The 24,139-nt window shown below is 72.0% G+C and carries 21 protein-coding genes and 1 tRNA gene; 14 read left to right on the top strand and 8 right to left on the bottom strand.

Annotation, left to right across the window (positions count from 1 at the left end; translation table 11 throughout):
* Position 1: 1 nt before the first annotated feature.
* From K377_RS26040 to K377_RS26055, 4 genes are all read right to left on the bottom strand, one after another.
* Positions 2-940: a cellulose-binding protein gene (locus K377_RS26040; RefSeq protein ID WP_237551693.1), complete on the bottom strand. Its 939-nt coding sequence runs from the start codon at positions 938-940 to the stop codon at positions 2-4.
* 159 nt (positions 941-1,099) lie between these two features.
* Positions 1,100-2,161, bottom strand: coding sequence for an LCP family protein (locus K377_RS26045; RefSeq protein WP_237551694.1), 1,062 nt, complete (start codon positions 2,159-2,161; stop codon positions 1,100-1,102).
* Positions 2,162-2,241: 80 nt separating this feature from the next.
* Positions 2,242-4,635 (bottom strand): SUKH-4 family immunity protein, encoded by a 2,394-nt coding sequence (locus K377_RS26050; protein WP_111665943.1) that lies wholly within the window; start codon positions 4,633-4,635, stop codon positions 2,242-2,244.
* A gap of 7 nt (positions 4,636-4,642) precedes the next feature.
* A complete protein-coding gene (locus tag K377_RS26055; RefSeq protein ID WP_111665944.1) occupies positions 4,643-5,641 on the bottom strand; it encodes an HNH endonuclease in 999 nt (332 codons plus the stop codon).
* Positions 5,642-5,895: 254 nt separating this feature from the next.
* Here K377_RS26055 and K377_RS26060 point away from each other — a divergent pair, with 254 nt between their 5' ends.
* The gene (locus K377_RS26060) at positions 5,896-6,444 is read left to right on the top strand and encodes a YwqJ-related putative deaminase (protein ID WP_111665945.1); all 549 of its coding nucleotides are present in this window, start codon (positions 5,896-5,898) and stop codon (positions 6,442-6,444) included.
* Entirely contained in the window at positions 6,444-6,950 is a 507-nt protein-coding gene (locus K377_RS26065; RefSeq protein ID WP_111665946.1) for an SUKH-3 domain-containing protein, read from the top strand. Before K377_RS26060 ends, K377_RS26065 begins: the two co-directional genes overlap by 1 nt.
* A 653-nt stretch (positions 6,951-7,603) precedes the next feature.
* Here K377_RS26065 and K377_RS26075 read toward each other — a convergent pair.
* Positions 7,604-8,938, bottom strand: a complete 1,335-nt coding sequence (locus tag K377_RS26075; RefSeq protein WP_111665948.1) for a sensor histidine kinase — start codon at positions 8,936-8,938, stop codon at positions 7,604-7,606.
* 166 nt (positions 8,939-9,104) lie between these two features.
* On the opposite strand from K377_RS26075, the gene K377_RS26080 reads away from it, so the two are divergent.
* The 7 genes from K377_RS26080 (at position 9,105) to K377_RS26110 (ending at position 14,677) form a co-directional block, all read left to right on the top strand.
* Complete coding sequence (locus K377_RS26080; protein WP_111665949.1) at positions 9,105-9,977, top strand: hypothetical protein; 873 nt, start codon at positions 9,105-9,107, stop codon at positions 9,975-9,977.
* 11 nt (positions 9,978-9,988) lie between these two features.
* Positions 9,989-10,059 (top strand) — tRNA-Gln (locus K377_RS26085).
* 117 nt (positions 10,060-10,176) lie between these two features.
* Positions 10,177-11,634, top strand: a complete 1,458-nt coding sequence (gene glmU, locus K377_RS26090; RefSeq protein ID WP_111665950.1) for a bifunctional UDP-N-acetylglucosamine diphosphorylase/glucosamine-1-phosphate N-acetyltransferase GlmU — start codon at positions 10,177-10,179, stop codon at positions 11,632-11,634.
* A 120-nt stretch (positions 11,635-11,754) separates the two neighbouring features.
* Positions 11,755-12,732: a ribose-phosphate diphosphokinase gene (locus K377_RS26095; protein WP_111665951.1), complete on the top strand. Its 978-nt coding sequence runs from the start codon at positions 11,755-11,757 to the stop codon at positions 12,730-12,732.
* 175 nt (positions 12,733-12,907) lie between these two features.
* Positions 12,908-13,501: a 50S ribosomal protein L25/general stress protein Ctc gene (locus tag K377_RS26100; RefSeq protein WP_111665952.1), complete on the top strand. Its 594-nt coding sequence runs from the start codon at positions 12,908-12,910 to the stop codon at positions 13,499-13,501.
* Positions 13,502-13,585: 84 nt separating this feature from the next.
* Complete coding sequence (gene pth, locus K377_RS26105) at positions 13,586-14,179, top strand: aminoacyl-tRNA hydrolase (protein WP_375605956.1); 594 nt, start codon at positions 13,586-13,588, stop codon at positions 14,177-14,179.
* 33 nt (positions 14,180-14,212) lie between these two features.
* The gene (locus tag K377_RS26110) at positions 14,213-14,677 is read left to right on the top strand and encodes a hypothetical protein (protein WP_111665954.1); all 465 of its coding nucleotides are present in this window, start codon (positions 14,213-14,215) and stop codon (positions 14,675-14,677) included.
* Between the two features lie 15 nt (positions 14,678-14,692).
* On the opposite strand, the gene ppc is transcribed toward K377_RS26110, so the two are convergent.
* On the bottom strand, positions 14,693-17,431 hold the full coding sequence (ppc, locus tag K377_RS26115; RefSeq protein WP_111665955.1) for a phosphoenolpyruvate carboxylase: 2,739 nt from the start codon (positions 17,429-17,431) through the stop codon (positions 14,693-14,695).
* Between the two features lie 359 nt (positions 17,432-17,790).
* Here ppc and K377_RS26120 point away from each other — a divergent pair, with 359 nt between their 5' ends.
* The 4 genes from K377_RS26120 (at position 17,791) to K377_RS26135 (ending at position 22,000) form a co-directional block, all read left to right on the top strand.
* Positions 17,791-18,789 (top strand): fatty acid desaturase, encoded by a 999-nt coding sequence (locus K377_RS26120; RefSeq protein ID WP_111665956.1) that lies wholly within the window; start codon positions 17,791-17,793, stop codon positions 18,787-18,789.
* A 12-nt stretch (positions 18,790-18,801) separates the two neighbouring features.
* Positions 18,802-19,485 (top strand): TetR/AcrR family transcriptional regulator, encoded by a 684-nt coding sequence (locus K377_RS26125; RefSeq protein ID WP_111665957.1) that lies wholly within the window; start codon positions 18,802-18,804, stop codon positions 19,483-19,485.
* Between the two features lie 143 nt (positions 19,486-19,628).
* Positions 19,629-21,032 carry a sulfatase gene (locus K377_RS26130; protein ID WP_111665958.1) on the top strand — a complete coding sequence of 468 codons (1,404 nt, stop codon included), beginning with the start codon at positions 19,629-19,631 and terminating at the stop codon, positions 21,030-21,032.
* Positions 21,033-21,064: 32 nt separating this feature from the next.
* On the top strand, positions 21,065-22,000 hold the full coding sequence (locus K377_RS26135; protein WP_111665959.1) for a formylglycine-generating enzyme family protein: 936 nt from the start codon (positions 21,065-21,067) through the stop codon (positions 21,998-22,000).
* On the opposite strand, the gene K377_RS26140 is transcribed toward K377_RS26135, so the two are convergent.
* Together K377_RS26140 and K377_RS26145 are read right to left on the bottom strand one after the other, a co-directional pair.
* The gene (locus K377_RS26140) at positions 21,931-22,308 is read right to left on the bottom strand and encodes a VOC family protein (protein ID WP_111665960.1); all 378 of its coding nucleotides are present in this window, start codon (positions 22,306-22,308) and stop codon (positions 21,931-21,933) included. The genes K377_RS26135 and K377_RS26140 overlap by 70 nt on opposite strands.
* Complete coding sequence (locus K377_RS26145; RefSeq protein WP_111665961.1) at positions 22,305-23,120, bottom strand: trans-aconitate 2-methyltransferase; 816 nt, start codon at positions 23,118-23,120, stop codon at positions 22,305-22,307. Before K377_RS26145 ends, K377_RS26140 begins: the two co-directional genes overlap by 4 nt.
* An 88-nt stretch (positions 23,121-23,208) precedes the next feature.
* On the opposite strand from K377_RS26145, the gene K377_RS26150 reads away from it, so the two are divergent.
* Positions 23,209-23,706 carry a MarR family winged helix-turn-helix transcriptional regulator gene (locus tag K377_RS26150; RefSeq protein ID WP_111665962.1) on the top strand — a complete coding sequence of 166 codons (498 nt, stop codon included), beginning with the start codon at positions 23,209-23,211 and terminating at the stop codon, positions 23,704-23,706.
* Positions 23,707-24,139 lie beyond the last annotated feature (433 nt).

A 24,139-nucleotide genomic window follows, 5' to 3' on the forward strand; every position in this document is an offset into this window, starting at 1 on the left:
GCTACTCGGACTCGGCCGGCGCCCGCCCGGTCAGCGCGGCCAGCGAACTCCGTACGTGGTCCATGTGGGCCCGCATCTCGTCCCGGACCTCGTCGTGCTCGCGCAGCACCCCGTCGGTCTCGCGCCCGATCCGCTCGGCCCGCGCCCGCGCCTGCGCGACCAGCTCGGCGCCGGATGCCTCGGCGTCCTCCTGCCGGTGCCGCGCCGCCTCCTCGGCCTCGGCGAGGTCCCGCTTGGCCTCGGAGAGCCGCGCCTCGGCCTGGGCGACGGCGGCGGCCTCCCACTCGTCCGCCTCGGACGTGCGCCGGGCGCCCTCCCGCTCCAGCGCGTCGATCCGCTCGGCCTGCTCGGCGGCCTGGTCTTCGAGGACCGCCTCGCAGCGGCGCCGCATCTCGCGCAGCGCCTCCAGCGCCTCGCTCCGCGTCTCCTTCACCTCACGGCGGGCGGCGATCCTGACCTCGTCGGCGGTGGCCCGCGTCGCGGCCTCCCGCGCCCGGGCCCGCTCCTCCGCCTCGCCGCGCACCTCGTCGGCGTATGCCTGCGCGGCGTCCCGCAGCTCGCCGCCCGCCCGCTCGGCGTCCTCGGTGGCGCTCTGCGCGTCGCTCCGCCCGGTGTGCCGGACAGCGGCGGTCTCCTCCTCGACCAGCTCCAGGAGGTACTGGGCACGCTTGCCCAGCGAGGCGTACGTCTGCGGGGCGAGCCGCTCGACGGCCGCGCGCAGCCGCTCGGCCTCCGCCTCCATCTCCTTGTGCAGGACGGTCAGCCGCGCGGCCCGCTCCCAGGCCTCGTCGCGCTCCTGGGACAGTCCGGCGGCGAAAGTCTCCACCTGCTCGGGGCGGTATCCGCGCACGCCGCGGCCCCGCGTGACCACGAAGCCGAACGCCGACGCCCCGGACGCCGACGCACCCGTACCCGCACCGCCAGGACTCACAGGGCTCATTCCGGTCTCCCCTTCTCCACACCGAACCGACACAGCGACACAGCGACCGACCGACGCACGGCGTTCCGCGTGATTGGCGCACATCCTTATGGATCAAGCGGAAGCGCTCATAACGCGACACACGTCACACACCGCATGACCTACTCGCTCAAGGATGCGTCAATTGCTGCCGAAAGTCGGAATCGTCGTGTCGGCCCGGAGCGCCGAGAAGAGCGCGGCGGCCTCGGACTCGTTCCACTCGACGACGTCGCCGACCCCGGGAACGTAGGGCTCGGTCGCGATCGGGACGGTCGTCGTGGACCCGTCGCCGTGTGAGATGTCATCCATTTCGAGGCCCAGCTTGCCGAGGTTCAGCAGGCCCGCGTCCCGGTCGACGGTGAGCGCGTCCAGCGAGGCGTTCAGGAACGGCAGCAGCTTCCACGGGGCCAGCAGCGTGCCGGGGCTCAGCGCCTTGTCCGCGATCGCCGAGATCAGCTGCCGCTGCGCCTGGACGCGGCCCAGGTCACCGTTGGCGTAGCTGTGCCGGTCGCGGGCGTAGGCCAGGGCCTGGGTGCCGTTCATCGTCTGGCAGCCCGCCTTGAAGTCGGCTCCCGAGTACGAGTCGCTGAGATCCTTCGGCACGCAGACCTCGACGCCGCCCAGTGCGTCCACGACGTCCACGAACCCGGCGAAGTTCACCTCGGCGTAGTGGTCGAGGCGCAGCCCCGTCGCCTGCTCGACCGTGCGCGTCAGCAGCTCCGGGCCGCCGAGCGCGAACGCCGCGTTGATCTTGTTCTTGCCGTGGCCCGGGATGCTCACGTAGCTGTCGCGCGGAATGGACACCAGATACGGGCCGCTCGCACCGTAGTGCAGCACGATGACGGTGTCCGTCTCGTCGCCGGAGTCGGAGCCGACGTGCAGCTCCTTCTGCTGCTCCTTGGTGAGGTTCTTACGGGTGTCGGAGCCGACGAGCAGCCAGTTCGTGCCCTTGCCCGCCGACGGCCGCCCGCTGTAGTCGCCCAGGGCGTCCGTCCGCTGGATCTGCCCGACCGCCCAGATCCCCACGCCGACCGCGTACGCGACGACGACCACGAGCACCACGAGCAGCGTCAGCAGGATCCGCCGGAGCGCGCTGCGGCGTCCGCCGCCCTTCCGCCCGCGCCCCCGCCGTCCCGCCCGGTACACCGTGGTGCTGCTCGCGGGCGGCAACGGGTGCTCCGGCGGGTCTGGCGGCGTCGTCATGGAACGAACCTGACACACCACCAGAAAAGCCGCAGGGCGACACACCCTTACGGTGCATCGCCCCACGGCGCACGGGCCCGCTACAGCAGCCCGTCCCACATCTGCTCGAGCAGCACCGACCACCAGGTCTCGGGCGAGCCGAGGGCGGCCGGGTCCAGCGCGCTCAGCTGGGCCTGGAAGTCGACGGTCCAGCGGCCCGCCTGCTCCGGGTTGAGTCCGTAGCGCAGCCGCCACATCCGGCCGAGCAGCGCCAGGGACCGGGCGAACTCCGGCAGCCCGCTGTTCACGAACTGCGGCGGCACGGGCGCCCCACCGGCGCCTGCCTCGACCGGCACGGCCACGATGTTCGCCGTCCCGTACTGCACGCACAGCGCCTTGCCGAAGTCGGAGCCCATGACGAGGTACGAGCCCGCGTCCGGCGCCGGCTGCACCCCGCGCTCCTGCGCCAGCTCGGCCAGCGTCGGCACCGGGCGGCCCGGCTGGGCCTGCGCCCAGAAGAACGGCCCGAAGTCGGCGGGCAGCCCCGCGACGACGAGGGTGTGCGCGACGACGTCGGGGACGCCCTGCCGCGACACCGCCCGCTGGTCGAACCGGAACACTCCGGGACCGAAGGCCGCCGCCAGTTCCTGCGCGATGCCCTCCGGCGGGACCGGGGGCGCGGGCTGCGCGGGCGGCAGCGGCGCCCGGACCGGCGCCGGACGCGCCGGGCCGTCGGCGACCTGGTGCAACTCGCCCTGGTGCGCGATCAGTTGCTGCATGCCCTGCTGGCGCGAGGCGTGATCGGTGCCGTACGGCGCGATCGACGTGATCCGGGCCTGCGGCCACTGCTCCTGGATCATGCGGGAGCAGTAGGCGCCGGGCAGCGCGCACGACTCCAGCTCCGTGTGCAGTTCCAGGACCTGGTCCGGCGGGATGTTCATGCCGCGCAGCTCGTGGAAGATCTGCCACTCCGGGTGCGGCACACCGGGCGCCGAGCGGCGGATGAGCTGCTGCTCGGAGCCGTCGGGCGCGCGGTAGCGCAGCACCGCCTGATAGCCCGGGCCCACGGTCGGCGGACCGGACGGGCGGGCGGCGGCGGGCGGCGTCTGCGGATACCCGTACGCGGGCGGCGGCCCACCGGGGATCTGCTGCGCCGCGACCGGCGGCGGCATCGCACCGGGCGGGGGCGGCTGCATCCCGGCGGGCGGGCCCTGCGGGCCGGGACCCGAGAGCATCGTCGCCGCGTGGTGCACCGCGTCACCGCCGGGCGGCGGACCGGGCGGCGGCGGAGTGCCGGGACCCGCGGACGGGCCGGGAGCACCGGCCGCGCCGGGAGCCCCGGGCGGGCCCGGCGGCAGCGGCGCGCCGGGCGGACCGGGCGGCGGCGGGGTGCCGGGCGCGCCGGGGCCCGCGAGGGGCGGGCCGGAGAGCATGGTCGCGGCGTGGTGCACCCCGGCGCCGGGCGGCGGGGGCTGGTTGGCGGCAGGGGGCTCCGGCGGCCCGACGGGACCACCGGGGCCGGGCGCGGCCACCATCTGCGTCGGCACGTAACCGCCACCGGGCACACCCGGGCTGCCGGGCGGCGGCGGAGTCTGCGCGCCACCGCCGCGCGGCGGCTGCGCCTTGCTGGTCGCGGCGTTCGCGATGTCCTCCGCGTCGGGCGCGAGCGGCCGCCCGGAGGCGTCCCGGCCCGCGGCGGGCGCGGAGTTCTGCGGATACCCGTACGCGGGCACGGCGCCGGGCGGCGGCGTCATCGGCACGGCGGTCCCCGGCACCGGCGGCGGCAACGGCGCACCGGCGGGACCCGCGCCGGGAGGCGGCGGCGGTGAACCCACGGGCGGGGGCGGCGGAGGCGGCAGCGGAGCGCCGCCCGGCACCGGATCGGGCTTCGCGTCCTCGACCGGCGGCGGCGAGAACACCGTGTCGGGCAGCGGGACCAGACGGTCCTCCTCGTCCCCCACCCCGTTGGTGTCCGTACCGGCCCACGGCGTCGCGTCGGCGGGTACCGGCGCGGGCGGCGGGGGCGGCGGAGGGGGCGGGGCGGACACGGAGGCCGGAATCGCGTCCTGCGGCTCGGCGTCCTCGGCCCGCTCCGGTGCGGACGCGTCGCCCCCGGCGATCCCCAGCTTGTCCGCCGCCTCCTGGAGCCACTCCGGCGGCGACAGCAGGAACGACGTCTGATTGAGGTCCACGCGCTCCGGCGGCCGCGGCGCCGCGGGCCCCGCCGACGCCTCCGGCAGCCCGTACTCCTCCTCGTACCGCCGGATCACCTCGCCCACGGGCAGCGCGGGCCACAGCGTCGCCTCGGCGGAGTCCCGCGCGATCACCAGGCGCTGGCTGCCGCCGCCGGAGACGACGCCGCCCTCGCGGTCCTCGGCCCACACCACGAACCCCAGCTCGAACTCCCGTACGCGCACCTCACGGTGCTGGTACGCGGGCACGTCGCCGTTGATCCACTCCTCGGCGCGCTCCTGCGCCTGTGCGAACGTCACCATCGGACCCTCACCCCTCGTCCGGCGCATCGGCCGGGACGGCGTGCGCGAAACCGCCGTCCACCATCAGGTTCGCCACCGTCTCCAGCTCCGGCGGGTTGCCCGCGAGCCGGGACAGGAAGTCGTCGAAATCGTCACCGCACGGCAGCAGCAGCCGCTCCACCCGCTCGGGCACCGACCAGTGCGCCGTCTCCCCGCCGTCCCGCGCGTCGTCGTACGCGCAGAACCACACCGAACCGGCCGCCTGACCCTTCGTCTTCACGGCGAGGATCCCGCCCTGCACGAACGCCACCCCGAGGTAGTCCTTCGTCAGGTGATCGCGCAGACACTTGTTGACGTACACCAGGTCGTTGACGGCCGCCTCGTCGCGCACCGTGAAGAACGGCTGGTCGATCAGCAGCCCCAACTCGGCGTCCAGCGCGGCCCCCACGGGAGCACACCCGCCGCCCGCCTTCAGGAACGAGCGGTACGCGCCCGGCAGCCGGTACCCCAGGTCCTCCTCGGCGCCGAGCACCTGCTGCTCGGTCACCGCCACCGCCGACTTCGGCAGACCGAAGTGCGCGGGCCGGGTGTCCTGCAAGGAGCGCGTGCCCCGCTTGTGCTGGTCGACCGATGCCGTGGCCAGCCCGCCGTGATGCCGCAACAGCGCCTTCACCTCGACGGGCACCAACTCCAGCCGGCGCGAACCGCGCACGTGATGCCACGTCCAGCCGTGCGGAGTCGCCACCGGCGGGATGGTGTCCCACAGTTCGTGCCCGGCCGCCGCCTGCACCGCGTTCGCCGAGACGTAGTCCGTGAGCCGCAGTTCGTCGACGCCGAAGCCCTGCGGCGGCTCGGCGATCTCGGCCGCCGCGCGCGCGTACGCGGAGAAGTCCGGGTAGCCGTCACGGTCCACCCGCACTCCTCTCGGGTGCCGGGCGGCACGGACCGGGTCCGGGAAGTGCACTACCTGCCCGGCATAGGCCGCGTTCGGCGGCGCGGCCTGCTGCCCGAGCCGACCTGTCGTCATGGCGGTTGCCCCCTGCGGCGCTGTGGACGATGTTGATGGTTAGCCGTCATGACAGCCTATGCGGTTGTACGACACCGGTCATCGGGCCTCCAGTTCCATGACCAGCAGTCACCCCTCTGTCACCACCCCGTGACGATCGCGCGTGTCGCGGGGGACCGACTACCGCACCGCCCGCCCCATTTGGCACTCTGTCCAGGCAACCCGGGGGATTGCAGCGGGAGACCGCAGGCGGGGACGCAGAGGGGAAGCACCACATGAACAGCGGCACGGCCCAGTCCGTCACACCCACCGACAGCGGGGTGGGTGCCGACCCACGCGTGGGCTGGAGCGCCACCGACAGCGCCCCCGCACCGGCGCTGCTCGGCCGCCGCGACGGCATCCTGCCGACGGTCGCCGCGGCCCTGTCCGTCCGCGGCACCACCCTCACCTCCACCGCGGCCCGCGGCGAACAGGCGCCCGCGCTGCACCCGTTGGTCCAGGACTTCCTCGACACCCTGACGTCCGCCCAGCGCGACCGCTTCACCGGCCGCTGCGCGGAGGCCATCCTCATCTCCCGGCACCTCGCGTCGAGCGACACCGAGCGCACGGAGAAGTCGAAGCGGGCCCGGCGCAGACCGATGACGATGAGCGAGGCCCGCAAGGCCCTCAAGCACGCCAAGCTCACCACCCGCCGGATCCGCGAGGACGGCGACCCGCTGCACGGCGGCTTCGCCCGCCCCTGCCGCGCCTGCGCCGCGCTGACCGCCCACTTCGGCGTCCGCGTGGTCGATCCGACCGACGACACCGACGAGGCCGCCCGCTGATGCCCGACTCCCCCACCGACAACAGCACTTCGCCGACCCGCTTCACCGCCCCCGCCGACACCGCCCTGCGCGCCGCCGGCTGGCAGCCCGGGCGCTGGGACATCAAGCAGGCCGAGTTCTGGGCCGACGCCCTGCGCACCCACGTCTCCCCCGCCGGGCACCGGCACGCCGTCTTCCCCGCGGCGGTCGAGGCCTGGGCCGAGTTCGGCGGCCTGCACATCACCCCGGCCGGGCCCGGCCGGCACATAGCCCCCTCCCAGCCGCACCTCGACCCGCTGCACGGCCTGCACATGGCCCGCACCCTCGGCGACCTCGGCCGCGCCCTCGACACCGAGGTCTGCCCGCTCGGCGCCGAATCCGGCACCGAGGCGCTCCTCGCCATCGACACCGAGGGCCGGGTCTACGCCCTCGACCACAGCGGCGACTGGTACCTCGGCCCCACCATCGACCAGGCCCTGGAAACCCTGATCGCGGGCTTGCAGCCACCACGCCTGCAAGCGGCCTAGAACCTCCCGCCACCATCTGCCGCCGGGCGGCCGCTCCTCGCGCAGTTCCCCGCGCCCCTGGGCAGTTCTTCGACCGCGGCTCTCGTCGTGGCTGATCGCGCAGTTCCCCGCGCCCCTGGGTCGCACCTCGTCCACCGGCCGGTGGGGCTTCTCGCGCAGTTCCCCGCGCCCCTGGGTAGCACTTCGTCCACCGGCCGGTGGGGCTTCTCGCGCAGTTCCCCGCGCCCCTGGGTAGCACTTCGTCCACCGGCCGGTGGGGCTTCTCGCGCAGTTCCCCGCGCCCCTGAGGCGTGCGCTGCGCGCAGCCTCCCCTTGAGGTTGCGCTCCGCGCGCCTCCCTATGGGGGCCCGGTGGTGTGCCTCCCGATGGCGCGACGGTGGCTTGCCTCTCCCGATGAGCGCGACGGTGGCTTGCCTCTCCCGGCCGGGCGGCGGTGGCGCGTCTCTCCGATGAGATGGCGCACGAAGTGCGCATCTCAGGGGCGCGGGGAACTGCGCGACCAGCCACGACGAGAGGCGCGCGTGACGAACTGGTTTTAGGGGCGCGGGGAACTGCGCGAGAAGCGGCCACCGGGCCGCACCCGAAAGACAACCCAGGGGCGCGGGGAACCGCGCGAGAAGCCCCCACCGGCCCGCGCCCGAGCACGAGACCCTTCAGGCGCCCAGCGCCGCCACCCGAACCGGCAGCACGGCCGACACCCGAAAACCCCCGGCATCGGTCGGCCCCGACACGAACACACCCCCGAGCCCGGACACCCGCTCCTTCATCCCCACCAGCCCGTTCCCCCCGGAGGGCAACCCCGCAGAGGCATCAGCCGGCACCGGCGGCGGTTCGTTCTCCACCTGCATCGCCACCTCGGCCCCCCGATGAGCGAGCCGCACATACGTCTTCGCGCCCGCCGCGTGCTTGTGCACATTGGTCAGCGCCTCCTGCACCACCCGGTACGCCGTCTGCTCCACCACGGCCGCGTACACCCGCACGTCACCCTCGACCGACATCTCGACGACCATCCCGGCGGCCCGCGACTGCCCCACCAGCTCCTCCAGCTCGGCCAGACAGGGCCCGCTCTCCCCCTCGGCCTCCACCTCGGCCCGCGATGCGGCGGCCGCCGCGGCCACCCCGACGGCCTGCAACGGCACCTCCGGCACCCGCTGCGGCACGGCCTCACCCGAACGCAGCACCCCGAGCATCTCCCGCAGCTCGGTGAGCGCCTGGCGGCCCATGTCCCCCACCAGCGCGGCGTTCTTCACCGCCTTCTCAGGGTCCTTGCGGGCCACCGCCTGCAAGGCCGCCGCGTGCACCACCATCAGCGACACCCGGTGCGCGACGACATCGTGCATCTCCCGCGCGATCCGCGTCCGCTCCTCACCCCGCGCCCACTCGGCCCGCTCCTCGGCCCGCTCGGCGAGCAGCGACAGCTCGCGCTCCAGCGACTCGTTGCGCTCCTGGAGGCTCTCCATCAGGCGGCGGCGCGCACCCACGTACATGCCGAGCAGCAACGGCGGAGCCGTGACACCCAGCGCCGTGGTGATCGCGATGAACGGAATCAGCCAGCCGCCCACCTGGAACGCGTCGACCCCGTGCGCCGCGTCCTGCTGCGCCCGCACGACCGTCACGATCAGCGTCCCCGCGAATGACATCGATGCCAGCGCGCCGATGATCCGGCGGGGCATCTCGGACGCGGCCAGCGAATACAGGGCGACGACCGTCATCAGCACGCCCATCTCGGCCGGCGTGATCGCCACCGAGACCAGGACCACCGCGATCGGCCACTGCCGTCGCAGCACCAGCGTCGCCCCGGCGAGCACCCCGAAGACGACCCCCACCGCGGCGGGCAGCCCCGCCTTGTGCGCGAACGAAACTCCCTCGACCGCGCACTCCGCGGCCGACAGCACCCCCAGTCCGACGTCGAACAGCGCACTGCGCCGCCGCTCCCACCACCACGGCCCCCCGGCCGTGGCTCGGTGAACTTCCCCCGTCGTGGTCATGCGTCCAGCCTACGGGCGCCCCCGCTCCCGTTTCAGGAGACTTTTACCTCCTGGCCTACACCACACCCGACAATCGAACGCGGCCGAAACCAACGGGTATCACTCGAACTGCTGCGCCCCCAGCGGTTTCAGCCCGGAATGACATCGTCCGCCGGAGCCTGTGCCTATGACGCATGCCACAGGCACGTACGACGATTTCGAGACCCTTCGCGAACAGGCGCTCGCGCTGCGGCGGGAAGGACTGAGCCGCCGCCAGATCCGCGACCGCATCCACGTCGACAACAACGACCTCCTCAACCGCCTGCTCGAAGGCGAACCCCCGCCCGACTGGACCGGGCGCCCGAACGCCAAGGACGACCTGCGCGACCGCGCACGGGAACTGCGCCTCCAGGGCTGGACCTACGACCGGATCCAGATCGAGCTGGGCTGCTCGAAAAGCTCGATCTCGCTGTGGGTACGGGATCTGCCGAAGCCAGCCCGGCCGGACACGTCGGAGCGGGCGAAGCTGGCGGCGCGCAAGCGATGGGAGCACGAGAGCGCGACGCGGGAGGCCGCGCGACGGCAGACCAAGGACACGGCACGACGAGCCGTCGGCCCGCTGTCCGACCGCGAACTGTTCCTCACGGGCGTCGCCCTCTACTGGGCCGAGGGCACGAAGGACAAGCCGCACGCGCGCCGGGAGACCGTCACCTTCGTCAACAGCGACCCGGGCATGATCCAGGTGTTCCTGGCCTGGCTCGACCTGCTCGGCGTGGACCGCGACCGCCTGCGCTTCGGCGTGCTGATCCACGAGTCCGCGGACGTGCCGGACGCCGAGAAGCACTGGGCCGGCCTCACCGGGGCGCCCCGGAGCGCCTTCTACAAAACGACGCTCAAGAAGCACAACCCGAAGACGGTCCGCAAGAACGTGGGCGAGCGTTACCGGGGCTGTCTCGTGATCAAAGTCCGGCAGAGCGCCGACCTGTACCGTCGCATCGAGGGGGCTTGGTACGGCATAGTAGGGGCGGTGCTCGACACCGATATCTCGAATCGGACATAAAGCGCAGACGATCCCGAGTCGTCTAATGGCAGGACAAATGGTTTTGGTCCATTGAATGAGGGTTCGATTCCTTCCTCGGGAGCACGACGCAAGGGGCCCGACCGGAAACGGTCGGGCCCCGCCCTCATTTCCGGCCCAGAACCCCCCGGTATCCTGCGAATGTCCACCCCACATCGCATCCAGAGCCGAAGGGCACCCCGTGACCAGCGCCACGAACCCGGCCGCCGTAGTCGTTCTCGCCGCGGGTGAGGGCACCCGCATGAAGTCGGCCACCCCCAAAGTCCTGCACGAGCTCTGTGGCCGTTCACTGGTCGGCCACGTCCTGGCCGCCGCACGGGAGTTGAGCCCGCAGCGGCTCGTCGTCGTCGTGGGCCACGAGCGCGAGAAGGTCACCGCGCACGTGAACACGATCGACAGCGGCGCCGTCACCGCGATCCAGCACGAGCAGAACGGCACGGGCCACGCCGTCCGCATGGGCCTGGAGGGCATCGACCCGGCCGGCACCCTCGACGGCACCGTGATCGTGGTCTGCGGCGACACGCCGCTGCTCACCGGCGGCACCCTGACCGACCTGGCCGCCACCCACACCGCGGACGGCAACGCCGTGACGGTCCTGACCGCCGAGGTCCCCGACGCCACCGGCTACGGCCGCATCGTGCGCGAGGCCGGCACCGGCGCCGTGACGGCGATCGTCGAGCACAAGGACGCCACCGAGGCGCAGCGCGCGATCAGCGAGATCAACTCGGGCGTCTTCGCCTTCGACGGCCGCCTCCTCGCGGACGCGCTGAAGAAGGTCCGCACGGACAACAGCCAGGGCGAGGAGTACCTGACCGACGTCCTCGGCATCCTGCGCGAGGCCGGGCACCGCGTCGGCGCGTCCGTGGCGCGTGACCACCGCGAGATCGCCGGGATCAACAACCGCGTCCAGCTGTCCGAGGCGGGCCGCATCCTGAACGACCGGCTGCTGCACGCGGCGATGCTGGACGGCGTGACGGTGATCGACCCGGCGTCGACCTTCGTCGACGTGACGGTGACGTTCGAGCGGGACTCGACGGTCCTGCCCGGCACCCAGCTGCACGGCTCGACGCATCTCGCGGAGGGCGCGGTCGTCGGCCCGAACACGCGGCTGACGAACACGGTGGTGGGCGCGGGCGCCCGGGTGGACAACGCGGTGGCGTACGACTCGGAGATCGGCCCGCAGGCGTCGGTCGGCCCGTTCGCGTATCTGCGTCCGGGCTCCCGGCTCGGCGTGAAGTCCAAGATCGGTACGTACGTCGAGACCAAGAACGCGACGATCGGCGACGGCACGAAGGTCCCGCATCTCTCCTATGTGGGTGACGCGACGATCGGCGACTTCACCAATATCGGTGCCGCGAGCGTCTTCGTGAACTACGACGGTGAGAACAAGCACCACACGACGGTGGGGTCGCACTGCAAGACCGGAGCGGACAACATGATTGTGGCGCCTGTCACGGTCGGGGACGGTGCCTACACCGCCGCGGGCTCCGTGATCACGAAGGACGTACCGCCCGGTTCGCTGGCCGTCGCCCGGGGCCAGCAAAGGAATATCGAGGGTTGGGTGGCCCGCAAGCGACCCGGGAGCGCGGCCGCCAAGGCGGCCGAAGCCGCTGCTCGGGAGCCCGGCAGCGAGGGCTGACCGGAAACAGGTGCGTCCGACACGGCGTACCGTGATAGGTGCACACGATTCGCCTGGCTCGCTGCTATAGGGACGCGCGGGCAGCTGCGGCGGACGAACTCGTCTGAGGAGACTAGTGCTGTGACCGGGATCAAGACGACCGGCGAGAAGAAGCTGATGCTCTTCTCCGGCCGCGCCCACCCCGAGCTTGCCGAGGAGGTCGCGCACCAGCTCGGTGTCGGGATCGTTCCGACGAAGGCCTTCGACTTCGCCAACGGTGAGATCTACGTCCGCTACCAGGAGTCCGCTCGTGGCGCCGACTGCTTCCTGATCCAGAGCCACACGGCTCCGATCAACAAGTGGATCATGGAGCAGCTCATCATGATCGACGCGCTGAAGCGCGCGTCGGCCCGCTCCATCACCGTCATCGTGCCGTTCTACGGTTACGCGCGGCAGGACAAGAAGCACCGCGGACGTGAACCGATCTCGGCGCGTCTGATCGCGGACCTGCTGAAGACGGCCGGTGCGCACCGCATCCTGACGATCGACCTGCACACGGACCAGATCCAGGGCTTCTTCGACGGCCCGGTGGACCACCTGTTCGCGCTGCCGATCCTGGCGGACTACGTGGGTGCGAAGGTCGACCGCGACAAGCTGACGGTGGTCTCGCCGGACGCCGGCCGCGTGCGCGTCGCCGACCGCTGGTGCGACCGTCTCGGCGCGCCGCTGGCGATCGTCCACAAGCGCCGTGACAAGGACGTCGCGAACCAGGTGACCGTGCACGAGGTCGTCGGTGACGTGAAGGGCCGGGTCTGTGTCCTGGTCGACGACATGATCGACACCGGTGGCACGATCTGCGCCGCCGCGGACGCCCTGTTCGCGCACGGTGCCGAGGACGTCATCGTGACGGCGACGCACGGTGTGCTCTCCGGTCCCGCCGCGGACCGTCTGAAGAACTCGAAGGTGAGCGAGTTCGTCTTCACGAACACGCTGCCGACGCCGAACGAGCTGGAGCTCGACAAGATCACGGTCCTGTCGATCGCCCCGACGATCGCCTCCGCGGTGCGCGAGGTCTTCGAGGACGGCTCGGTCACCAGCCTCTTCGAGGGCGAAGCGTAAAGATCCATTTGGGTGCGGCCTCCCCGCCGGGTAACCTGTTCAAGTTGCTCGGCGAGGGAGGCCGCACTTCTGTTCTCAGAGGTCGCGGCGGTCCGTTATCGACGCGCTCTTCGTAGCAGGCCGTTCGTGGCCGGGTGACCTTTCCCCCGAGAGTTCTACGAGGAGTTGAGAGCACATGTCCGAGGTCAAGCTCGCCGCTGAGACCCGTACCGAGTTCGGCAAGGGCGCCGCCCGCCGTATCCGTCGTGAGAACAAGGTTCCCGGTGTGGTCTACGGCCACGGTGGCGACCCGATCCACATCACGCTGCCGGGCCACGAGCTGCTGCTCGCCCTGCGCACCCCGAACGTCCTGCTGTCCCTGGACATCGACGGCAAGAACGAGCTGGCGATCCCGAAGGCCGTGCAGCGCGACCCGCTGAAGGGCTTCCTCGAGCACGTCGACCTGCTCCTCGTGAAGCGCGGCGAGAAGGTCACCGTCGAGCTCCCCATCGTCGTCGAGGGCGAGCTGGCCCCGGGTGCGAACCTGCTGGAGCACGTCCTGAACACGCTGGCCGTCGAGACCGAGGCCACGCACATCCCCGAGTCGGTCACCATCTCCGTGGCCGGCCTGGACGCCGGTGACTCGGTCATCGCCAAGGACGTCGAGCTGCCCAAGGGCACCACGCTGGCCGTCGACGAGGACGCCGTCGTCCTCCAGGTCCTGACCGCGCAGGCCGAGGAGCCCGCCGAGGACGCCGCCGAGGGCGAAGAGGCCGCCGCGGAGGCCTGAGCCTTCTGGCTTCTTCGACGCTCTGTACGGGGTGGTGGGCTCGGCCCACCACCCCGTACCGCTCTCTCTACCCAAGGAATGCGGATGTCCGACGAGAACGCCCCCTGGCTCATCGCCGGGCTGGGCAACCCGGGTCCCGAGTACGCGATGAACCGGCACAACGTCGGTTTCATGGTGGCCGACCTGCTCGCACAGCGCATGGGCGCCAAGTTCAAGCGGGCGACCAAGGGACAGGCGCAGGTCGTGGAGGGGCGGATCGGCCCGCCCGGACCGCTGAGCCGCCGGGTCGTGCTGGCCAAGCCGATGTCGTACATGAACGTCTCCGGCGGCCCGGTGACGGCGCTGCGTGACTTCTACAAGGTGCCGACGGACCGCATCGTGGCGGTCCACGACGAGCTGGACATCGACTACGGGGTGCTGCGGCTGAAGCTGGGCGGCGGCGACAACGGGCACAACGGGCTGAAGTCGATGACCAAGGCGATGGGCCCCGACTACCACCGGGTGCGGTTCGGGATCGGGCGGCCGCCGGGCCGGATGCAGGTCGCCGACTTCGTACTGAAGGACTTCTCCTCGGCGGAGCGCAAGGAGCTGGACTACTTCGTGGACCGGGCGGCGGACGCGGTCGAGGCGCTGGTCACGGAAGGTCTTGAGCGCGCTCAGTCCTCGTACAACAGTTGACGTTCGACCGGGTCATGGCCAAGGATCCCGGCCATGGCTTCAGCGGTGTCGGTCTCGCGGCAGGTCGTGTCGGCGGCTCTTGCCCTGCTTCTGCTGGTCGCGGGGTTCTGGGCGTCCTGGGGGACGGCCCAGCACGTGATCTTCCAGACGGGGCGCGAGCACGGGCACGTGGTGCTCGACCGGTGTGACGGGGGCACGTGCGGCGGGGCGTTCGCGCCGTCCGCCGAGGGGCCGGTGCGCACCCCGAAGGTGACGATGGACCGCTCGGTCGGCGAGAAGAAGGGCGTCCGGCTGCCCGTGGTGATCAAGCCGGACACGGCTCAGGCCGTCCGGATCGGCCCGGCCGGGTTCTTCAAGGCGTGGATCCCGCTGGGCGGGGCGCTGCTGCTGGCCTGCGTGGTGATCGCGGGCGGGATGCGCCACCGGCGCCTCGCGTGGATCACGGGAGGCGCCGGGACGGTACTGCTGTCGGCGGCCTGGGCCACCTTGAGCTTCTAGCCGCGTGCTCTCCGGTCAGCCGGTGTTGCGCAGGCCGGCCGCCACACCGTTGACGGTGAGGAGGAGGGCGCGGGCCAGGGTCGGGTCCGGCTCCTCGCCCGCCGCGGCGGCGTCGCGCTGCCGCTTGAGCAGGGCGACCTGGAGGTAGGAGATCGGGTCCAGGTAGGCGTCGCGGATGGAGAACGTCTGCTTCAGGACCGGCTGGGTGTCGAGGAGTTCGGCGCCGCCGGTGATCCGCAGGACCTCGGCCACGGTCAGCGCGTGCTCGGCCTCGATGACCTCGAAGACGTGCTTGAGGTTGTCCGGGACGAGCGTGTCGACGTAGTGGCGGGCGATGCGCAGGTCCGTCTTCGCGAGCGTCATCTCGACGTTGGAGATGAAGTTGCGGAAGAAGTGCCACTGCTCGTGCATCTCGTCGAGCATGCTGTCCAGGCCCGCCTCGCGCAGCGCCTTCAGGCCGGAGCCGACGCCGAACCAGCCGGGCACGATCTGCCGCGACTGGGTCCAGCCGAACACCCACGGGATGGCGCGCAGGCCGTCGAGCGAGACGCCCGAGCCGGGGCGGCGGGACGGCCGGGAGCCCAGGTGCAGGTCGGCGAGCTGGTCGACCGGCGTGGAGGCGACGAAGTACGTCGGCAGGTCCGGGTCCTCGACGAGCTTGCGGTACGCGGCGTGCGCGGCGTCCGAGACGACGTCCATGGCGGCGTCCCAGCGGGCCAGGGCCTCGTCGGACTGGCGCGGCGCGGTGTGCAGCGCGGAGGCCTGGAGGGTGGCGGCGACGGTCAGTTCGAGGTTCTCGCGGGCCAGCGACGGCACGAGGTACTTGTCGGAGATGACCTCGCCCTGCTCGGTGACCTTGATGGCGCCCTCCAGGGTGCCCCAGGGCTGGGCGAGGATCGCGTCGTGCGAGGGGCCGCCGCCACGGCCGACGGTGCCGCCGCGGCCGTGGAAGAGGCGCAGGCGGACGCCGTAGCGGTGGGCGACGTCGCGCAGCCGGCGCTGGGCGCGGTGGATCTCCCACTGGGAGGTGGTGATGCCGCCGAACTTGGAGGAGTCGGAGTAGCCGAGCATGACCTCCTGCACGTCCCCGTTGAGCGCGACGAGGCGCCGGTAGGACGGGTCGGAGAGCATGTCCTCCAGGATGGTGTCGGCCGACTTGAGCTCGACCGTCGTCTCCAGGAGCGGCACGATGCCGATCTTCGTCCAGCCGGCGTGCAGGTCGATGAGGCCGGCCTCGCGGGCGAGCACGGTGGCGGCGAAGACGTCGTCGGCGCCCTGGCACATCGAGATGATGTACGACTCGATGACCTCGGGGCCGAACACGTCGAGGGCCCGCTTGACCGTGTGGAAGACGCCGAGGGTCTTCTCGCCCGCGGCGTCCAGCGGCGCCGGGGTCGGCGCGAGCGGACGCCGGGACCGCAGCTCCTTGGCGAGCAGCTTGCCGCGGTAGTCGCGGGGCATGTCGGCGTAGCGCCAGGACTCCTCGCCGAGCCGGTCGAAGAGCTGGCCGAGGGCGTGGTGGTGGGCGTCGGCGTGCTCGCGGACGTCCATCGTGGCGAGCTGGAGGCCGAAGGCGGCGAGCGTCCGGATCGTACGGTTCATGCGGCCCTCGGCGAAGAGGCCGCCGCGGTGCTCGCGCAGGGAGGTCTGGATGAGGGTGAGGTCGTGGAGCAGCTCGGCGGTGCCGAGGTAGTCGCGGCCGTCGACGTGCGGGGTGTTCTTCGCCAGCCGGTCCTTGGTGTTCTCCAGCTTCTGCCGGATCGCGGTGGCCTTGAGCCGGTAGGGCTCCTCGGCGTTGAGCCGCTTGTAGCGGGGGCTGATCTCCGGCAGCCGCTCCAGGTCGGCCTGGAGCGAGGTGAGCAGCTCCTCGGTCGCGCCGGTGTAGCGGATGGAGTTGGAGAGGAAGCCGCGCAGCTCGTCGATCATGTCGAGCGCGTCGTTGATGCCGTGCTCGTGCTGGAGGATCAGGACGTCCCAGGTGACCTGCGGGGTCACGTTGGGGTTGCCGTCGCGGTCGCCGCCGATCCAGGTGCCGAAGGTGAGCGGGCGGCTGTCCTCGGGGAGCTTGAAGCCGACGCGCTCCAGCTCGGCGGTGAGGTCCTCCAGGACGTCGCCGACGGCGCCGGCGTGCAGCTCGTCGAGGTAGTAGATCGCGTTGCGCGACTCGTCGGTGACCTCGGGGCGCACGACGCGCAGCTCGTCGGTCTGCCACACCAGGTCGATGTTCTCGGCGAGGCGGGTGTCGTAGCGGCGGCGGTCGGTCTCCAGGACCGGCGTCTCCAGGAGCTCGGCGATGCGGCGGAGCTTGTTGAGGACGCTGCGCCGGGCGGCTTCCGTGGGGTGGGCGGTGAAGACCGGGCGGACGTTCAGGTTCTGCACGGTGGCGCGCAGGTGCTCCGGGTCGGCGTCCTTGAGGCGGTCCGCGGTGCGGGCGAGCAGTCCGCCCTCGGCGGCGCGCATGGCGCGCAGCTCACGGCCACGGTGCACCTGCTCCGTTACGTTGGCCAGGTGGAAGTACGTGGAGAAGGCGCGGACCAGCTTGGCCGCGGTCTCCAGTTCGGTCCCGCGCAGCAGCTCGGCGGCGGCCTCGCCGTCCTCTCGCGTCAGGCGGCGGACCTTTTCGACGAGATCGAGGAGCTCGGGCCCCTCCTGGCGTACGAGCGTCTCGCCCAGCAGGTCTCCGAGGCGGCGGATGTCGGCGCGCAGTTCGGCACTGGTGCTCGTCGCAGTCGTCTGATCGTCGGCACTGCTCACAGGTGCGGCTCCTTGCAGTGGTGAAGCACGTCTGGAGGGAAGGATCCCCTGAACCGGGTACTAGTCCGGGGTGGAGATTCGAAGCGGACCGCGCTGTCCGACCGTTCCCCAGGATATGTGCCCGTGCTCTTGGCGCGGGCCGGGGCCTCTTGCCGCCTGTCAGCGCGCTGCCATACTTACGACGCCGTAGGTTACGGAACCGTAGGAATGCCGGTGACGCGCTGTCGGTGGTCTCGGTGACTCCCGCGGATCCCGTGGGATCCCGGAGGATCTCCTGACCCGTCCAGGACCTTCTCAATCCTTGATTTATCTCACCCCTCGACGATTCATCTCACCCCTCGACCCACAGGGACGCCCCCATGGCCACAAGCCCCGATGTGATCGACGACGCCCCCCGTCAGACGTCCGCCGATGCCGCCGCCGCGATGCCGTCGGCGACGCTGGGCGGTGAGCAGAAGCGCTCGCTGGAGCAGATCACGCTGCTCCTGTTCATCATCGTGCCGTTCCTGGCCCTGGTCGCGGCGGTGCCGCTGACCTGGGGCTGGGGTGTCAGCTGGCTGGACATCGGCCTGCTGGTGCTCTTCTACTACATCGGCTGTCACGGCATCACGATCGGTTTCCACCGGTACTTCACGCACGGTTCCTTCAAGGCGAAGCGTCCGCTGCGGATCGCGCTGGCGGTCATGGGGTCGCTCGCGGTGGAGGGCCCGCTGGTCCGCTGGGTCGCCGACCACCGCAAGCACCACAAGTTCTCCGACGCGGAGGGCGATCCGCACTCGCCGTGGCGCTTCGGGGAGACGGTGCCGGCCCTGATGAAGGGGCTGTGGTGGGCGCACATCGCCTGGATGTTCGACGAGGAGCAGACGCCGCAGGAGAAGTACGCGCCTGACCTGATCAAGGATCCGGCGATCCGGGCGATCTCGCGCCAGTTCATCATGTGGACGCTCGTCTCGCTGTTCCTGCCGCCGCTGATCGGCGGTCTGGTGACGATGTCCTGGTGGGGCGCGTTCACGGCGTTCTTCTGGGGCTCGCTCGTGCGGGTGGCGCTGCTGCACCACGTGACCTGGTCGATCAACTCGATCTGCCACGCGGTCGGCAAGCGCCCCTTCAAGTCCCGCGACCGCTCGGGGAACGTGTGGTGGCTGGCCGTGCTGTCCTGCGGCGAGTCCTGGCACAACCTGCACCACGCGGACCCCACCTCGGCGCGGCACGGTGTGATGCGCGGCCAGGTCGACTCCTCGGCCCGGCTGATCCGCTGGTTCGAGCGGGCGGGCTGGGCGTACGACGTGCGCTGGCCGTCGAAGGACCGGATCGCGGCGCGGCGCGTCCCGGAAGCCACGGCCGCCGACGCCGCGTGAGCGCGGCACGGCATGATGGGTGACGTGGCGACCGACTCAAGCACCCCGAGCACTGACAGGCCCGAGAAGCCACGGCGTGCGCGCCGTACGCGGATGACGGGGGCGGAGCGACGGCAGCAGTTGCTGGAGATCGGCCGCACCGTCTTCGCCGCGAAGGGGTTCGAGGGCACCTCGGTGGAGGAGATCGCGGCGAAGGCCGGCGTCTCCAAGCCGGTGGTGTACGAGCACTTCGGCGGCAAGGAGGGCCTGTACGCGGTCGTCGTGGACCGTGAGATGCGCCAGCTCCTGGACATGGTGACCAGTTCCCTGACGGCCGGGCATCCGCGGGAGCTGTGCGAGCAGGCGGCGTTCGCGCTCCTCGACTACATCGAGGAGTACACGGACGGTTTCCGCATCCTGGTCCGCGACTCCCCCATCCCGCAGTCCACGGGCTCCTTCGCCTCGCTCATCTCCGACATCGCCACGCAGGTGGAGGACATCCTGGGCCGCGAGTTCAAGGCCCGGGGCTTCGACCCGAAGCTGGCGCCGATGTACGCGCAGGCGCTGGTCGGCATGGTGGCGCTGACCGGCCAGTGGTGGCTGGACGCCCGCAAGCCGAAGAAGGCCGAGGTCGCCGCCCACCTGGTCAATCTGGCCTGGCACGGCCTGGACGGCCTGGAGCCGAGGCCCCGCCTGATAGGGCACCGGAAGAGCTGAGCGCCCCGACAGGGGCCGCAATGAACCGGCAACAAACCCTTCGCGCTCCGTGCATGGATCGGGCCCGGGCGGCGCCCTAGCGTTCGTGTCACCGGCACCGCTCACCGCCCCGTCCCGCACGCAGACGAGAGGGTCACTTTGTCATGAGCACCTCCAGCACGTACGACGGCGCATCCGGCCCCACCCGCCGCGGCATCCTCGGCACCGCGGCGGCCGTCGCCGCCGGGGCCTCCCTGCCCGCGCTCGCCGCCTCCCCCGCCCGGGCCGCCGCGGCCCGGCCCAACGTGCTGCTGATCGTCACCGACGACCAGCCCAAGCAGACCGAGTGGGCCACCCCGAACACCGTCGCCTGGCTGGCCGGCCAGGGCGTGCGCTTCACCAACGGCCACGTCACCACCCCGCTGTGCGCCCCGTCGCGGTCCTCGGTCTTCTCCGGCCGCTTCGCCCACAACCACGGCGTCCGCAACAACGGCGCCTCGCACGCCCTCGACCAGCACACGACCCTCCAGCGGTACCTGAAGCAGGCGGGCTACCGCACCGGCCTGTTCGGCAAGTACCTCAACTCCTGGGACGTGGCCGACAACCCGCCGCACTTCGAGGATTTCGCGCTGCTCAGACCCTCGTACGTGGACGGCACCTTCAACGTGAACGGCACCGTGCAGACCGTCCCCGGCTACACCACCACCGTGGTCAGGAACCGCACCCTCGCCTTCCTGGAGAAGTCCCGCACCGACGACCGCCCCTGGTTCGCGTACGTCACCCCCTACGCCTCGCACGGCCCGCGCACCCCGGAGGCCAAGTACGCCGGCACCGACGTGCCCGCCTGGGACGGCCGCCCCTCCGTGCCCGAGGACGACCGCAGCGACAAGCCTCCCTACGTCCGCAACGCCACCCAGACCCTGGAGGACGGCCGCCGGGTGCGCGCTCAGCAACTGCGCACGCTGCGCTCGGTGGACGACGCGGTGCAGTCCTTCCACGACAAGCTGGCGGCGCTCGGGCAGCTGGACAACACCCTGGTCATCTACATCGGCGACAACGGCTTCAACTGGTCCGACCACGGCCTGACCGGCAAGGGCGTCCCCTACCGCCCCGCCCACGAGGTGCCCTTCTACCTCTCCTGGCCCGGCGGCGGGCTCGGCGCCGGCACCACGGACCACCGGATCGTGGCGAACATCGACATCGCCCCGACCGTCCTGGACGCGGCCGGGATCACCCCGGACACCCCGCACGACGGCCGCTCGCTGCTCAGCGGCCACTCCCGCGACCACCTGCTCATCGAGTGGTGGAAGCAGGGCACGGGGGCGGGCCAGAAGACCTGGTCGTCGTACGTCTCCAAGGACCGCCAGTACACCGAGTACTACGACCTGCACACCGACGCCTCCGGCACGGTCAGCGGCACCGGGCAGGTGGGCTTCCGCGAGTACTACGACCTCCAGGCGGACCCGTACCAGCTGAAGAACAGCCTCCACCAGGCCACACCCGCACAGGAGACGGAGCTCGGGATCCCGGGGCTCGCGGCCGCCCTGGCCGCGGACCGCACCGCCTGACGCCCACCGCCCCGCCTGCGAGAGGAACCCCGATGGGCCGCCGCTGCTGCGCTCCCGACCGCTCCGCCACCGCACCGGCCGGGGCCACCACCCTGCCGCTGCCGGTCCGGGACACGGAACAGCGGCCGCCCGCCGGTCACTTCGCACCGCTCCTCGCCCTGCCCGGGGGCGCGTTCCGGATGGGGACGGCGGACGCCGACGCGTTCCCCGGTGACGGCGAGGGGCCGGTGCGCGAGGTGGCGGTGGCGCCGTTCCTGATCTCCGCCACGGCCGTCAGCCACGCCGAGTTCCGCGCCTTCGCCGACGCCACCGGCCACCGGACGGAGGCCGAACGCTTCGGCTACTCCTTCGTCTTCCGCGGCAGCGTCACCGCCGAGGCGCGGGAGCGGGCCGAGTCCGTGCCCGGCGCCGACTGGTGGCTCGCGGTGCCCGGCGCCTGGCACCGCGAGCCCGAAGGCCCCGGCTCCCGCTCGGACGACCGCCTCGACCACCCCGTCACACACGTCTCCTGGAACGACGCGCGGGCGTACTGCGCCTGGTCGGGCACCCGGCTGCCCACCGAGGCCGAGTGGGAGTACGCGGCGCGCGGCGGCCTCGACCAGGCCCGCCACCCCTGGGGTGACGAACCGCCGGACCCGGACCGCGCGGTGATCTTCCGCGGTACGTTCCCGGACGGCCCGACGGCCGAGGTCGGCACCGCCCCCGTGCGCTCCCTCTCCCCCAACGGCTTCGGCCTGCACCACGCCGTCGGCAACGTCTGGGAGTGGACGGCCGACCGCTTCGAGCCCGGCTCCCCCGCGCGGGCCCTGCGCGGCGGCTCGCACCTGTGCCACGCCTCCTACTGCAACCGCTACCGCTGCTCGGCGCGGACCTCCAACACGCCGGACGCGACCACGGGTCACACGGGCTTCCGCGTGGCGGCGGGCTCCAGGAACTCCAACCGGTTGCCGACGGGATCGGTGCTGTAGAAACGCCGGTGACCGGGAAGGCTGTCGTCCCAGACCACCTCGGCGCCCCGCGCGACGAGCCGCTCCGCGAACGCCTCGATGTCCCGCACCCGCAGCCCCGGGTGCGCCTTGCGGGCCGGGCGGAAGTCCCGCTCGACGCCCAGATGGAGCTGCACGCCGTCGGCACCGAACCAGCAGCCGCCGCGCGCCGCCAGCACCGGCGGCTTGGGGATCTCGGTCATCCCGAGGACATCGACGTAGAAGGACCGCAACAGCGCCTCGCTGCCCTCGGGCGCGGCGAGCTGCACATGGTCCAGGGCCGTGATCACGCGGGCTTCACCGCCACGACGAAGATCCGGCGGAACGGCAGCACGGTGCCGTACGCGGTCGCCGGGTACGCCTCCCGCAGCAGGTCCCGGTACGCGGCCACGAACGCGTCCCGCGCGGCGGGGTCGTCGGCGAGCGCGGTGAGCACGGGCCGCAGGCCGGTCCCCTTCACCCAGTCCAGGACCGGGTCCTCGCCGTGGAGCAGATGCTGGTACGTGGTCTCCCAGGCGTCCACCGCACAGCCGAGCCCGGCGAGCCGCTCCAGGTAGGCGGCGGGGTCGAGCACCGCGTCCCCGTGCCGCAGCACCCCGTCGAGCCGGTCCTTCCACGGCGCGGACCCGGCGAGTTCGCGCATCAGGGCGTGGCTGGGGGCGTCGAAGTTGCCGGGCACCTGGAAGGCGAGGGTGCCGCCGGGGGCGAGCGCGTCCAGCCAGCGCGGGAAGGCGTCGACGTGGCCGGGGACCCATTGCAGGGTCGCGTTCGAGGCGATCAGGTCGTACGTGTCCGTGGGCGCCCAGTGCGCGGCGTCGGCGTGCGCGAAGTCGATGCGGCCGCCGCCCGCCGTGGGTCCGGCGTGCTCCTCGGCGCGGGCGAGCATGTCCGGGGAGTTGTCGTAGCCGGTGATGTGCGCGTCGGGCCAGCGGGCGGCGAGCAGGGTGGTGACGTTGCCGGGGCCGCAGCCGAGGTCGGCGATGCGGGGTGGGGTGCGGGGCGGCTCCGGGACGCGGGCGAGGAGGTCCGCGAAGGGGCGGCCGCGGTGGTCCGCGTGGCGGAGATATTGCTGCGGGTCCCAGATGGGCGAGCTCGTTGTCATCCCTTCACCCTCCCTTCCGTAATATCTCGATGTCAAGACACTCGACATCAAGAGACTTCATGTCGACACACCCCCTACACTGATCGTCATGGAGGACGAGGTCGACCGTCTGGTCGCAGCGTGGCGCCGGGAGCGCCCCGACCTCGACGTGGAGCCCCTGGAGGTGCTCAGTCGGGTCAGCAGGCTTGCGCGCCATCTCGACCGGGCTCGCCGGCTGGCGTTCGCCGAGCATCAGCTGGAGCCGTGGGAGTTCGACGTGCTGACCTCGCTGCGGCGGGCCGGGGCTCCGTATCAGCTCTCCCCCGGGCAGTTGCTGACGCAGACGCTGGTGACGTCGGGCACGATGACCAATCGCATCGACCGGCTCACCAAGAAGGGCCTCGTCGAGCGGCTGCCCGATCCCAGTGACCGCCGCGGTGTCCTGGTCCGGCTGACGTCCGAGGGCCGGGACCGCGCCGACCAGGCCCTGGCCGGCCTCCTCGCCCAGGAGCGCGCCATCCTGGCCGAGCTCTCCCGAGGAGACCGAGCCGAACTGGCCTCACTCCTCCGCCAGCTGACGGCCCCGTTCGACAACATCCCCGGCTAGCCGTCCGCCTGCGGGCGAGTGGGGGCTGGTCGCGCAGTTCCCCGCGCCCCTGGGCAGTTCTTCGACCGCGGCTCTCGTCGTGGCCGATCGCGCAGTTCCCCGCGCCCCTGGGCCGTACCTCGTGCGCGCCACCGTCGTGGCTGATCGCGCAGTTCCCCGCGCCCCTGGGTCGCACTTCGTCCACCGGCCGGTGGGGCTTCTCGCGCAGTTCCCCGCGCCCCTGAGGCAGGCGCTTCGCGCCGCCTCCCCATGAGGCCCGGTGGCGCGCCTCCCGACGAGACAGCGGTGGCGCGCCTCTGTTGATGAGATGGCGCATGAAGTGCGCATCTCAGGGGCGCGGGGAACTGCGCGACCAGCCACGACGAGAGGCGCGCGTGACGAACTGGTTTTAGGGGCGCGGGGAACTGCGCGAGAAGCGGCCACCGGGCCGCAC

The organism is Streptomyces sp. PsTaAH-137 (genome assembly GCF_003259365.1).
GTDB lineage: Bacteria > Actinomycetota > Actinomycetes > Streptomycetales > Streptomycetaceae > Streptomyces.